This is a genomic window from Pedobacter sp. 22163 (genome assembly GCF_052045595.1).
In the GTDB taxonomy this organism is placed as follows: domain Bacteria; phylum Bacteroidota; class Bacteroidia; order Sphingobacteriales; family Sphingobacteriaceae; genus Pedobacter.
Window position 1 is genome coordinate 1 of record NZ_JBQEPM010000016.1, and the last position, 14,593, is coordinate 14,593.

Annotated in this window: 8 protein-coding genes; 5 read left to right on the forward strand and 3 right to left on the reverse strand. The window is 45.0% G+C overall.

Going from position 1 to position 14,593, the window contains the following annotated elements:
• The 3 genes from ACTJKN_RS26455 to ACTJKN_RS26465 form a co-directional block, all read left to right on the forward strand.
• Window positions 1-6,528: DUF7507 domain-containing protein (locus ACTJKN_RS26455; protein WP_440828622.1), on the forward strand; the 6,528-nt coding region annotated here is incomplete at its 5' end.
• A 44-nt stretch (window positions 6,529-6,572) separates the two neighbouring features.
• Complete coding sequence (locus ACTJKN_RS26460; protein ID WP_440828623.1) at window positions 6,573-7,547, forward strand: PorP/SprF family type IX secretion system membrane protein; 975 nt, start codon at window positions 6,573-6,575, stop codon at window positions 7,545-7,547.
• A 20-nt stretch (window positions 7,548-7,567) separates the two neighbouring features.
• Window positions 7,568-9,526: an OmpA family protein gene (locus ACTJKN_RS26465; protein ID WP_440828624.1), complete on the forward strand. Its 1,959-nt coding sequence runs from the start codon at window positions 7,568-7,570 to the stop codon at window positions 9,524-9,526.
• A 371-nt stretch (window positions 9,527-9,897) separates the two neighbouring features.
• Here ACTJKN_RS26465 and ACTJKN_RS26470 read toward each other — a convergent pair whose 3' ends face one another.
• The 3 genes from ACTJKN_RS26470 to ACTJKN_RS26480 all read right to left on the reverse strand — a co-directional run bounded on the left by ACTJKN_RS26470 (window position 9,898) and on the right by ACTJKN_RS26480 (window position 12,036).
• Window positions 9,898-10,560 carry a peroxiredoxin-like family protein gene (locus tag ACTJKN_RS26470; protein ID WP_440828625.1) on the reverse strand — a complete coding sequence of 221 codons (663 nt, stop codon included), beginning with the start codon at window positions 10,558-10,560 and terminating at the stop codon, window positions 9,898-9,900.
• 18 nt (window positions 10,561-10,578) lie between these two features.
• Entirely contained in the window at window positions 10,579-11,427 is an 849-nt protein-coding gene (locus tag ACTJKN_RS26475) for an enoyl-CoA hydratase/isomerase family protein (RefSeq protein ID WP_440828626.1), read from the reverse strand.
• A gap of 72 nt (window positions 11,428-11,499) precedes the next feature.
• A complete protein-coding gene (locus ACTJKN_RS26480; RefSeq protein ID WP_440828627.1) occupies window positions 11,500-12,036 on the reverse strand; it encodes a carboxymuconolactone decarboxylase family protein in 537 nt (178 codons plus the stop codon).
• 539 nt (window positions 12,037-12,575) lie between these two features.
• Between ACTJKN_RS26480 and ACTJKN_RS26485 the strand changes: the two genes are divergently transcribed.
• Complete coding sequence (locus ACTJKN_RS26485) at window positions 12,576-13,442, forward strand: helix-turn-helix domain-containing protein (protein ID WP_440828628.1); 867 nt, start codon at window positions 12,576-12,578, stop codon at window positions 13,440-13,442.
• A 562-nt stretch (window positions 13,443-14,004) separates the two neighbouring features.
• Complete coding sequence (locus ACTJKN_RS26490; protein WP_440828629.1) at window positions 14,005-14,577, forward strand: RNA polymerase sigma factor; 573 nt, start codon at window positions 14,005-14,007, stop codon at window positions 14,575-14,577.
• The last annotated feature ends 16 nt before the right edge of the window (window positions 14,578-14,593 follow it).

Sequence of the window (14,593 nt, forward strand, 5' to 3'; positions counted from 1 at the left end):
ACCATTTCTGGTGGCCCGATCGCAAGTTTAGCGGTAGGTGCTTCAGACAACAGTACTTTCACAGGTTTCCATACGCTTACCCAGGCGGAGATTGATAACGGAGGTGTGTTCAACGTGGCTACCGCTACCGGAAAAGATCCGAAGGACAAACCGGTTACGACCACTTCAGTGGATCCGACACCATTGTCGCCTACCGATCCCAACTATCCGGTTACGCCGCCAACACCTGCCTGCCCAGGCTGTACGGTTACACCGATTGTACACACAGGCGCAATGACCCTGGCCAAAGACGGTTCTTACAATGACTTCAACACGAACGGTAAGGTAGATGCAGGCGACCGTATCAACTACACTTTCGTGGTGACCAATACGGGCAATGTAACCTTAACAAATGTGACGGTTACCGATGCAAACGCAACAATTACGGGTGGCCCGATCGCTTCACTTGCGGTAGGTACTTCAGACAACAGCACTTTCACCGGTTTCCATACCCTAACACAGGCGGAGATCGATAATGGAGGAGTGTTCAACGTGGCGACCGCTACCGGAAAAGACCCTAAAAATAACAATATCACAACCACTTCGGTAGATCCGACACCATTGTCGCCTACCGATCCCAACTATCCGGTTACACCGCCAACGCCTGCATGCCCAGGCTGTACGGTTACACCGATTGTACACGCTCCATCGATGAGCCTTGCAAAATCGGTGAACGGCACGGTACCGAATACTTTGGGTGCTGAGCTTAAATACAACTTAGTGCTTACCAATACCGGTAATGTTACCTTAAACAATATCGCAGTAAGCGATGCCAATGCTGTGGTTACAGGTTCGCCTGTAGCAAGCCTTGCACCGGGCGCTTCTGTTACCTTGACTGCTGTACACACGATGACCCAGTCGGATCTCGACGGTGGCAGCGTGACCAACCAGGCTAAGGCTACGGGCAAAGACCCTAAAGGGAACGGTGTGGACAAGGACTCTGATGATCCTTCAACAGGTACGCCAGATGATCCTACAGTAACCATTATTCCTGCTGCTCCATCGATGAGCCTTGCAAAATCGGTGAACGGTGCGGTACCGAATACTTTGGGTGCTGAACTTAAATACAACTTAATCGTTACCAATACCGGTAATGTTACCTTAAACAATATCGCAGTGAGCGATGCCAATGCAGTGGTTACAGGTTCTCCTGTAGCAAGTCTTGCACCGGGCGCTTCTGTTACCTTGACTGCTGTACACACGATGACCCAAGCGGATCTCGATGGGGGCAGTGTGACCAACCAGGCTAAGGCCACGGGCAAAGACCCTAAAGGGAACGGTGTGGACAAGGATTCTGACGATCCTTCAACAGGTACGCCAGATGATCCTACAGTAACCATTATTCCTGCTGCTCCATCGATGAGCCTTGCAAAATCGGTGAACGGTGCGGTACCGAATACTTTGGGTGCTGAACTTAAATACAACTTAATCGTTACCAATACCGGTAATGTTACCTTGAGCAATATCGCAGTAAGCGATGCCAATGCTGTGGTTACAGGTTCTCCTGTAGCGAGCCTTGCACCGGGCGCTTCTGTTACCTTGACTGCTGTACACACGATGACCCAAGCGGATCTCGATGGGGGCAGTGTGACCAACCAGGCTAAGGCCACGGGCAAAGACCCTAAAGGGAACGGTGTGGACAAGGATTCTGATGATCCTTCAACAGGAACCCCTGATGACCCTACGGTAACCATTATCCCTGCTGCTCCATCGATGAGCCTTGCAAAATCGGTGAACAGCACGGTACCGAATACTTTGGGTGCAGCACTTAAATACAATTTAATCGTTACCAATACCGGCAATGTTACCTTAAACAATATCGCAGTAAGCGATGCCAATGCAGTGGTTACAGGTTCACCTGTAGCAAGCCTTGCACCGGGCGCTTCTGTTACCTTGACTGCTGTGCATACAATGACCCAGTCGGATCTCGATGGGGGAAGTGTGACCAACCAGGCTAAGGCTACGGGCAAAGACCCTAAAGGGAACGGTGTGGACAAGGATTCTGATGATCCTTCAACAGGAACCCCTGATGACCCTACGGTAACCATTATCCCTGCTGCTCCATCGATGAGCCTTGCAAAATCGGTGAACGGCGCGGTACCGAATACTTTGGGTGCTGAGCTTAAATACAACTTAGTGCTTACCAATACCGGCAATGTTACCTTAAACAATATCGCAGTAAGCGATGCCAATGCAGTGGTTACAGGTTCTCCTGTAGCAAGTCTTGCACCGGGCGCTTCTGTTACCTTGACTGCTGTGCATACGATGACCCAGTCGGATCTCGACGGTGGCAGCGTGACCAACCAGGCTAAGGCCACGGGCAAAGACCCTAAAGGGAACGGTGTGGACAAGGATTCTGACGATCCTTCAACAGGTACGCCAGATGATCCTACAGTAACCATTATTCCTGCTGCTCCATCGATGAGCCTTGCAAAATCGGTGAACGGTGCGGTACCGAATACTTTGGGTGCTGAACTTAAATACAACTTAATCGTTACCAATACCGGTAATGTTACCTTGAGCAATATCGCAGTGAGCGATGCCAATGCAGTGGTTACAGGTTCACCTGTAGCAAGCCTTGCACCGGGCGCTTCTGTTACCTTGACTGCTGTGCATACAATGACCCAGTCGGATCTCGATGGGGGAAGTGTGACCAACCAGGCTAAGGCTACGGGCAAAGATCCTAAAGGGAACGGTGTGGACAAGGACTCTGATGATCCTTCAACAGGAACGCCAGACGACCCTACGGTAACCATTATCCCTGCCGCTCCATCGATGAGCCTTGCAAAATCGGTGAACGGCACGGTACCGAATACTTTGGGTGCTGAACTTAAATACAACTTAATCGTTACCAATACCGGTAATGTTACCTTAAACAATATCGCGGTGAGCGATGCAAATGCTGTGGTTACAGGTTCTCCCGTAGCGAGCCTTGCACCGGGCGCTTCTGTTACCTTGACTGCTGTGCATACAATGACCCAGTCGGATCTCGATGGGGGCAGTGTGACCAACCAGGCTAAGGCTACGGGCAAAGACCCTAAAGGAAATGGCGTGGACAGGGATTCTGATGATCCTTCAACAGGAACCCCTGGCGACCCTACGGTAACCATTATCCCTGCCGCTCCATCGATGAGCCTTGCAAAATCGGTGAACGGCACGGTACCGAATACTTTGGGTGCTGAACTTAAATACAACTTAATCGTTACCAATACCGGTAATGTTACCTTAAACAATATCGCGGTGAGCGATGCAAATGCTGTGGTTACAGGTTCTCCTGTAGCGAGCCTTGCACCGGGTGCTACAGTTACCTTGACTGCTGTACACACGATGACCCAGTCGGATCTCGACGGTGGCAGCGTGACCAACCAGGCTAAGGCTACAGGCAAAGACCCTAAAGGAAATGGTGTGGACAAGGATTCTGATGATCCTTCAACAGGCACCCCTGATGACCCAACGGTAACCATTATCCCTGCTGCTCCATCGATGAGCCTTGCAAAATCGGTGAACGGCACGGTACCGAATACTTTGGGTGCTGAGCTTAAATACAATTTAATCGTTACCAATACGGGTAATGTTACCTTGAGCAATATCGCAGTGAGCGATGCCAATGCGGTGGTTACAGGTTCGCCTGTTGCAAGCCTTGCACCGGGCGCTTCGGTTACCTTGACTGCTGTACACACGATGACCCAGTCGGATCTCGACGGTGGCAGCGTGACCAACCAGGCTAAGGCTACGGGCAAAGACCCTAAAGGGAACGGTGTGGACAAGGATTCTGATGATCCTTCAACAGGAACCCCTGGCGACCCTACGGTAACCATTATCCCTGCCGCTCCATCGATGAGCCTTGCAAAATCGGTGAACGGTGCAGTACCGAATACTTTGGGTGCTGAGCTTAAATACAACTTAATCGTTACCAATACCGGTAATGTTACCTTGAGCAATATCGCAGTGAGCGATGCCAATGCGGTGGTTACAGGTTCGCCTGTTGTAAGCCTTGCACCGGGCGCTTCGGTTACCTTGACTGCTGTACACACGATGACCCAGTCGGATCTCGACGGTGGCAGCGTGACCAACCAGGCTAAGGCTACGGGCAAAGACCCTAAAGGGAACGGTGTGGACAAGGATTCTGATGATCCTTCAACAGGAACCCCTGGCGATCCTACGGTAACCATTATCCCTGCCGCTCCATCGATGAGCCTTGCAAAATCGGTGAACGGCACAGTACCGAATACTTTGGGTGCTGAACTTAAATACAACTTAATCGTTACCAATACCGGTAATGTTACCTTAAACAATATCGCAGTGAGCGATGCCAATGCAGTGGTTACAGGTTCACCTGTAGCAAGCCTTGCACCGGGCGCTTCTGTTACCTTGACTGCTGTGCATACAATGACCCAGTCGGATCTCGACGGGGGCAGCGTGACCAACCAGGCTAAGGCTACGGGCAAAGACCCTAAAGGGAACGGTGTGGACAAGGATTCTGATGATCCTTCAACAGGAACGCCAGACGATCCTACGGTAACCATTATCCCTGCCGCTCCATCGATGAGCCTTGCAAAATCGGTGAACGGCACGGTACCGAATACTTTGGGTGCTGAACTTAAATACAACTTAATCGTTACCAATACCGGTAATGTTACCTTAAACAATATCGCAGTGAGCGATGCCAATGCAGTGGTTACAGGTTCACCTGTAGCAAGCCTTGCACCGGGTGCTACAGTTACCTTGACTGCTGTGCATACGATGACCCAGTCGGATCTCGACGGTGGCAGTGTGACCAACCAGGCTAAGGCTACGGGCAAAGACCCTAAAGGGAACGGTGTGGACAAGGACTCTGATGATCCTTCAACAGGCGACCCTGGCGACCCTACGGTAACTATTATTCCTGCTGCTCCATCGATGAGCCTTACGAAGACCGCAACAAATGTGGTGAGTAAAGTAGGGGATGTAATTAATTATAAATTAATTGTTACCAATACCGGTAATGTGACTTTAAAAAATATCACTGTTACTGATGCAAAAGCAGATCCGGGAAGTATTATTCCTTTGGGCATCGCGCTGTTGCAGCCAGGCGCCCAGGTGACTGTGACTGCAAGGCACACCCTTACTCTTGCTGATGTAAACAGCGGCAGTTTTGCCAACCAGGCCACCGCTTCAGGAACAGATCCTAAGGGAGGGACAGTCGTAGTAGATTCTGATGATCCATCAACGCCTGCAGCTGGAGACCCGACCGTGACAATAATTACAGCAAAACCAGCGATTTCATTAGTGAAATCTGGAGTACTAAGTGCAGATGGAAACAATATTGTTTATACGTTTAAGATCAGAAACACAGGAAATGTTGAGCTGGCACCAGTTACGCTTACAGATAATAAACTGTCGTTGAATGTAATTGTAGCAAGCAGATTAGAACCTGCAACCGAGGTTTCTTACCAATATACTTATCCGGTAAGCCAGGCAGACAGGGACAACGGAAAAGTAGAGAATACTGCTGAGGTTACCGCCAGTTCACCATCGGGAGACAAGGTGACAGATCGCTCGGGTACAGCTGAAGATAATGATCAGCCTACACAAACCTCTATGCCACAGCGTTCATCAATCGCACTTGTCAAAACAGCGGTGGTATCCGGTAATTCAATCAACTATACTTTTACGATCACCAATACAGGCATGACGACTTTAACTTCGGTTACACTGAACGATGCCAAGGCTGGAATTTCAGGTCTTTTATTGCCTCTTCCTACAGGGCTATTACCTGGGCAATCGGTCAACCATAGTGTGGTTTATAAACTGAGTCAGGCAGATAGGGATCTAGGCAGTGTTAGTAACACGGCTAAGGTGGATGCGCTAACCCCAGAAGGAACACACGTAGGTGATGTATCCGGTTCGGACAGTACAAATGACAAACCAACCGTAACGCCTGTAACTCCATCTCCGGTAGCGGTGGATGATGCTGCCTCTACAAAGGCAAATCAGATTGTGAAAATACCGGTGCTGAACAATGATGATGCAAAAGCTTCAGGTTTTGACCTTAGTAGCATTGAGATTACTGCTCAACCGAAAAACGGCACGCTAAAAATCAATGCTGATGGTACGATTAGCTATGAGCCACGTGCCGGGCATACAGGAGATGATGAGTTCGCATACAGGGTGAAAGATAAAGATGGATATTATACCAATATAGCTTCAGTTAAGATAAGTGCCGACTTTAATGCCATCAAGGTGCCAAACCTGTTCACGCCAAATGGAGACGGAATAAACGACACCTTCGAGATCATCGGCCTGAACCAATATCAGTCTAGCGAACTTACAATTGTAAACCGCTGGGGCAATGAGGTATTCCATGCCAAAGGCTATGACAATACCTGGACAGGAGAGGGATTGAACGAAGGAACTTATTTCTACCTGTTACGTGTAAAACGGACTGAGGGAAGTGAAGTTGAGGTATTTAAGGGATACATCACATTGATCAGGGCCTTTAAAAAATAATAAGAAGTTGAGGAGCCGGTAATGCCGGCTCCTAAGATAAGACAATGATGAAAAGAATTATTATATCAATAACCTGTGCACTAGTGCTGGTTGCCGGAACAGTTTCAGCACAACAGGATGCTCAGTACAGTCAGTACATGTTCAATGGGATTTATATAAATCCAGCATATGCCGGCTATAAAGAAGTACTCAATGCGCACACTTTTTACAGGAGCCAGTGGACAGGCATCAACGGTGCGCCCAAAAGCCTTGCATTAGCAGTTGATGCAATTGCAAACAGTGGGAATGTTGGTCTTGCCCTTCAGGTGGCTTCCGACAAACTTGGTGCGCAAAACAACCTGAGTATTTATGGAAACTATGCCTACCGCATCAAAATGAACGATGATGGAAGTTCCAGGCTTTCGCTCGGGCTTGGTGTGGGCATGGTGCAGCTTGGTATTGATGGCGGAATGCTCAACCCAAATAATCCTGAACCCAACCAGCCTGTTGACGTTCAACGTACGATAGTGCCCGATGCGCGTGCAGGGGTTTATTTTGCCAACGACCGTTTCTATGCCGGGTTATCTGCTGATAATCTGATTGCCAGTTATGTTAATATCGACCGTTACGCCTTTATTCCACAGCCCAAACCGCATTTTTACCTGACGGCCGGAATGTTACTGCCGCTAAACGAATCCTTTCAGCTCAAACCTTCATTTTTGATCAAAGATGACAGAGGTGGCCCTACAAGCCTCGACGTAAACGCATTTCTGATGATCAAGGATGTTTTCTGGGTGGGGGGTGCTTACCGCACCGGAGTAAAGCTTTATGATAAAAGCCATCTTCAAAAAGACCTGAACATGCGCAATTCAGCTGTTGCCGCATTGCAGTTCTTTCCGTCGGAAAAGATACGGATCGGTTATGCATACGACTTTTCAGTCGGACCGCTACAAGGCTACAGTGGTGGCACACACGAGATATCCATTGGATACTCCTTTATCAAACCGAATATCAGAATGGCCACCCCAAGGGTATTTTAATCACTATTTAGCAAGGAATCATGAACAACAAACATTTACTGGCCTGTTTTGCAGCTACGATAATCACCCTTACGGTTATCTGCCCGGCATCAGCCCAATATATCCTCAAGCAGGCTGACACGGAATATGATTTATTTAATTTTAACAAGGCGGCAGATTTATATGAGCAGGCCTATCGCAAGAAAGCAGCGCTACGTACGGCAGAACGACTGGCTTCAGCCTATGGGTACATGAACGATTACAAACAGACGGAAAGCTGGTACGCCATTGCCTCCGCCATGCCTGGAAGCAATGATCAAAATATTCTGAAATATGCGAGTGCCCTACAGCATAACGCAAAATACACTGAAGCAAAGACCCAGTTCCAGCGTTACATAGACCGACATAGTGAAGTGACTGAACGGCAGCGTAACTTATGGTTAGGCTCGTGCGACTCTGCGCTAAAATGGATGCGCAATCCAAGACCGATTGATCTTATAAATGCATCCGCGCTCAACTCTTCTCAGTCTGACTGGGGGGCTATTCAAAAATCGGGGCAGATTGTTTTTGCATCCGATCGCAATGCTCATTCAGCAGCAACAGCGGCAAACAGACCGTTTTTAAAGTTCGACGGCGCAAAGGAGCCTGATAAGGATATTTATGGCTGGACAGGAAACGGATACCTCAAATTATATACACAGCATATCGGGGAGGATAGTGTAAGAGTGGTACCCATTTCCGGTAGCTCTGCGTATCATGTAGGGCCGGCAAGCTTCACAGCAGACGGAAAACTTATTTTCTTTACCATGACCAAGATACCGGAAAAGACTAAAAGGAGCGGAAAGGAACCTGCTACGATAAATGTTGAAATTTACTCCTCACAAAGTGATGGGCAAGGCGGCTGGCAGGACCCAATTCCTTTCCCATTTAACAACGTTGCTGAGTACTCGCTCAGTGACCCCTACATTTCAGCCGATGGGCAAATTCTTTATTTCTCCTCGAATATGCCCGGAGGAAAGGGTGGAGCAGATCTTTACGTTTGCACTAAAACGCAGTCGGGAGACTGGGGCAGGCCGGTAAATTTAAAGGAAATCAACACAGATGGAAACGAGCGGACAGTTTCGTTTGATGAGCACAACAATATGTATTTTGCAAGCGACGGATATATTGGAATGGGCGGGCTCGATGTTTTTAGGGTTATCACCCATGCCGACAAAATAACAGGTATTCAAAACCTGGGGTACCCTTTTAATTCTCCGAAGGATGACCTGGCTTATTTTCCGTCCAGCGCCCAATCGCCAGGATATCTTTCCTCTAACCGTGACGGGGGAAAGGGAAGTGATGATATCTATAGCGTGTCGATGCAGATAGGCTCAACCTATTTAATAACAGGAAGGGTTTTTGAAAAAGGAACTGGCAGAATTTTGCCAGGAGCAGTGGTGACTTTACTTGGCCCGGGCGGCAAACGACTGTCTGTTGAATCAGCTCAGGACGGATCATTTAGTTTTGAGGTTCCATTGGCCAGCTATACAGTCAGCGGCGATAAAACGGATTTCCGTAGTGAGGTCAAAACTGTTATGGAACCTTCAGCGCATGAGCAAACGGTTCAGATAGATTTAAATCTTGAGCGCATAAAGCTTAACCAAGGCATTCGGATCGAAAACATTTATTATGATTTTGATAAATCGAATATCCGAAAGGATGCTGCTTTGGAATTAGATAAACTTGTGCAGATCATGGAGGAAAATCCAACCATATGGATCGAACTTGGATCACATACCGATAGCAGAGGGGGCGACAGATATAACCAGCAGTTATCGCAGCGCAGAGCAGAATCGGCAGTTGCCTATATTATTTCGCGCGGAATAAACCGTAACCGGATTACGGCCAAAGGATATGGTGAATCTGAACCTGTTAATAACTGCAAAAATGGTGTGGATTGTTCAGAAGAACAACATCAGCTGAACAGAAGAACTGAATTTAAGATTACTAAATATTAATGGATGCGGCAGGTACTGACTGGTGCGGTTATTGTGTTTTTCGCCGCGATGATTTTACTATATGTGAATTTTTTAAGATCAGAATGGAGCAATAAAAAGCGCCGTAGAAAGCGTTGAAAATTTCTTGTTTTGATTTGCAAAACGTTTTTTGAAATCTATATAAGAATTGTCACAAAGATAAAATACAAACACAAGCGTTCCCTGAACGTACCTTAATGCTGACTGTGGATAGCTACCTGATTTTAGGTAGCTATCTTTTTTTACTGAAGTTAATAGGTCTAATTTTTCTCTCAAACTCATTTAATTATTTCATGTTCAAAATCAATTTGAATTTTATGCGAAGGCAGACGTGTGTAATAAGTTCCATATGATTATAGGCTTTTGAGAACGGCTAATATTTCTGCTGGTTCCGCACGTTTGCGATAATCGGCATCTACAAAAGCATATTTTACCAAACCATCCGTGCCGATAACGTAAGTTGCAGGAATCGGCAACTCGTTTGTTGCTACACCATTGTAATTTTCCAGCTTATGGAAATCATTGTAAATATCTATCAGCTCATCATTAAGGGTAAAAGTGATATTAAATTGGTGAGCGACCTCATTATTGTAATCTGTCAGCACCTCAAATGTCAGTTCATTTTTTTCAGTGGTACTTAAGGATTTGTCCGGAAGCTCAGGCGATAGCGCAACTAAGGTTGCACCGGTAGCCTTAAACTGAGGTAAATAGGTTTGCAGATAACGCAATTGAATGTTACAATAAGGGCACCAGCCGCCACGGTACCAGCTTAGTATTACAGGTCCAGTTTTTAATAAATCGGAGAGTTTGATCGGTTTGTTAAGCGCATTTTTTAATTCAAAGCCGGGTGCCTTGCTGCCAACTTTTAATGCCAATTGATTGATCTGTTGGATCTCGGCAATGCCATGCTCAAATTTTTTCTGCAAGCCTTCCGGCGCTTTTGAATTCCATGAGGTCTGGAATCCCGTTAATTCGTTTCGTAACGAATTAACAGTTGTAATAGATTGATCTTTCATCTTATGGTGGCTTGGCTTTTATTTATTTTTTGCCTTTTCCTCTGCTGCAACTTTCAAATCCGTTGCAGAAATACCTTCAACAGCTAGTCCATAACCAACCTGTTGTAACAGATCTTTACGAAGGTCGTCTGCAAACATGGTGCGCATGTGTCTCCTTGTTAATTCAGGAATTGTTAAAAGCTTTTTGGCCAGTTCAAATGCCCGCTTGTTCAAGGCCTCGTTATTTGGTAATACTTCGGCTACAACGCCCATGCTCTTAGCCTCAGATGCGCTGATTTTTTGTTTTGTATACAAGAAGTAGCGGCTTCTGTAATCGCCAATTGCCCTTTTCCAAACTGTCTGTATACCATCGCCAGGAACAATGCCAAATGTTAAGTGAGGATAATCCTGGAAATATGCATCGTTACTTGCCAAAATTATATCGGAAGTTAATGCATATTCTGAATGGACAGTCGCGGCACCGTTTACTGCTGCAATAACCGGTACGCCAATACTTGACAGATTCTGTAACGATTGTTGGCCTTCCCACCAGGTTTTGTCCCATTCGCGTGGATTGGTAATGTCGCCCAGGCTGGGGCCATCTATTTGTGCAAAAAATTCATTGCCCGTACCTGTCAGGATAACAATCTTGTTATCTCTATCCTGGGCAATTTGTGAAAACGCTTCAACAAAGTCATGGTGGTCCTTTCCGGTAAATACGATAGGCCCATTGTTAGTCGTGAATTTCACTTCAAGAATACCGTCTGCGGTACGGGTCATTTTCAGATGATCAAAACGAGAAAAATAGGCAGGAGTAGTATTTTGAGCTTTTAGGCTTATTGAGCTTGCAACTATTGCAGCTAGTAGAACTGATTTTTTTAAAAACATAATAAGCTTAATTTGAATTTATTGATTAAAATTGGTGGCGGTCTCATCCGCCACCATGACAAGATTTATTGATCAGTTTAAAGCCGGAGCTAAGGGCCAGTCAACAGGGATATCTGTTAAGGCGTGTAAATAATTAGTAATGACTTTGTCGCCAATTATAATGGTTACATCAATAAGGCTTGCTTCTGTATATCCAGCTGCAAAAAAGTTTTCTAAAATTTCTGCCTCTACGTGGCCGCGGTTCTCTGTAGTGGCTTTAACCAATCTAGCCAAAGCATCTAACTTAGCATCAAAACCGATATCCGCCCTGCGGATGTCTAAGATCTGCTCGTCGGTAAAACCATTCATTTTAGCAAACTGAGTGTGTGCACTCAGGCAGTAAGAACAATCATTTACCTGGCTAACTACCAAGTTGATTACTTCGCGCTCTTTGGCTCGAATAGATGATTTCCTGTTTTGCAATGCCAGATAATCGCCAAGGGCGGTGTCAGAATGACCGAAGATGGCATACAGGTTAGGTACGAAACCTACCATACCCTGCAGGTTGTCAAAAATGGCCTGGTTAGCTGGAGATACTTGTTCTTTAGTTGGGATTGTGAAATTTTTCATGATGCTACTTTTTAAATTGTATGTCTGTTTTTGTTTGACAATACAAAGGTGCAGCTAAGCACAGGGTTTACGAATAGAGAGAATTCCCGACTGCATGTAAAATCTGCCCTTAATAGTTTTGTTGCAGTTTACCTTACCTTTGTTTGTGGATCTGTTACATGTTTATAATTTTTTTTGATGTGCCATCCTTTTTCCTTTGTAGAGTGATTAAAAAAGGCATACCAAACCCGTGCAAAAAAAAAATCGCTTTTTTTGCAACTTTATTTTTACTTACAATATAGGCCCTGGAAGTTTTGAGTTACTATTTAGGTAATGTGGTTAGAAATGCTAAGATATCGTTGCTGATATCTCCTACATGCGTTTCAAATGTGAAATGCCCTGTGTTATAAAATTTAACAGTTGCGTTAGGCAGATCAGTTTTAAAAGCTTCTGCGCCCGCCGGTAAAAAGTATGGTTAGCAAATCTGATATACAGGTGCTATAATATTCTTCGAAGCAATATATGGCTATATTTGCAAACTGTACGATAATTCCAGTAACATGAAGCTACACTACATTGATCCTATTTCTGCAGGTGAACTTCACCTAACCGTGCATGAAAACTACTTTGACCGTCTGTTCTTCCAGCGCGATCGTCAGGATAAATTTTTAACTATCGCCCTTAATGACGGGCCACAGCAGACGGTAACCATTGACGGCATTCAATACGAATTTCCCGCCCAAACCATTTTGCCACTCATGGTTAGCCAGACTTTTTCCTTTGAGCAGCCGCAACAGGTTATAGCATGGCAATACAACCGTAACTTTTATTGCATTGTAGATCATGATAAGGAAATTAGTTGCGTGGGATTTTTATTTTACGGTTCAGCCGAGACGATGTTTATCGCATTGGATGAGCAGCACCAAAAAAAACTGAATCTATTACTACAGGTATTTATAGATGAATTTGAAGACCGGGATGCAATACAGCGAGACATGTTGCAAATGATGCTTAAGCGGCTCATCATCATCGTTACCCGCTTAGGTAAAAAACAGTATTTAAACGAGCCCACATTGACTGGAGATAAATTGGACGTTTTGCGTAAATTCAACCTGATGGTTGAAAATAATTATCGAAAGGAGCATACTGTGCAGTTTTATGCAAATCAGCTCAATAAGTCGCCTAAAACACTTGCCAATTACTTTGCCTTATATAACCACAAATCCCCGCTTGCGGTGATACAGGCAAGGATCATACTGGAAGGAAAGCGCCTGTTAATGTATACCGATAAATCTGCCAAGGAGATTGCCTATAACCTAGGCTTTGATGATGCGTCCTACTTCAGCAATTTATTCAAAAAACAAACCGGCTACGCCCCTTCTGATTTTCGCAATGCCAAATCGGCGTTATTTTCTGCAGGTCAATAATTATATGCTGGCGGGAATTTTCTCTATTCTTGCCGGTCGATGAGCAATTCAATTCGCCACAAGTTTATACCATTTCTCCTGACAAGTCTAAGATTACTGGTGGCACCTCACCCATCACTCATGGTTGATCTGAAACTCTTCCCCAAAATGGTACCCAGCATTATAGGCAACTGAGGACAACGCAACTACCCTAAGTGGTTTCCGGATGTGATTTCTATTACATTTTTTTCGCAAAGGAAAACATACTTTTTTAACGCTGATGTTACAGGATCTGTACAAGTGCAAATGTCAATTGCATCTTAAGCTCTGTTAACAAAAGTCGCGAAGTTTACAATGAGGACGGAATCGAGCATATTGGGATGGTTAGACCTTCATTTTCTTAAGTTGTATAATTGTTAGCATTTTTAATGCTGATGTTGTGGTTTAAAGCGGGCTTATTGAGATGAATAAAAGGAGCGTATGGACTAAATATAATTTATAAACTTTAGTACTTATCTTAGCCGTGAGTATTTAAATATCCGTTGATCCACATCAGATTAAATTTAGATGGCTCGTTTTCGTTATGAAATCGTATAGTAATTTTTCGGATGTTGATCTGATCATCTTGCTCAAACATGATGATGGGTACGCCTACACCGAAATCTTCGAGCGATATAATGAAATTCTACTCCGCCATGCTTACCGGATATTAACAGATAAAGACGAAATTAATGATGTGGTTCAGGACGTTTTTTTAACGCTCTGGCAGAAAAGATCAACTATCGAATTTAAAGTCTCCTTATTATCCTACCTGAGCATATCGGTAAGGAATAGGATTTTTGACCTCTTATCACACAAAAAAATCATTCTGAAATATGCGGCATCCTTCAACAAGTTTTTAGTAGAAGGCTATAACATTACGGATGATGAAATTAGAGAACGCGAACTTTCTAAAATTATAGAAAGAGAAATAGACCATCTCCCAACTAAAATGAAGGAAGTGTTTTTAATGAATAAAAAAGATGGTTTGAGCTATAAGGAAATTGCCGCCAAACTGAACATTACCGATCAAACTGCAAAACAGCAGGTTTATAAGGCCCTCAAAATATTAAAGCCGAAGCTGGATTCCTTTATGAGTGCCTTTCCTTTTCTATAATATATCTTTTTCTTTA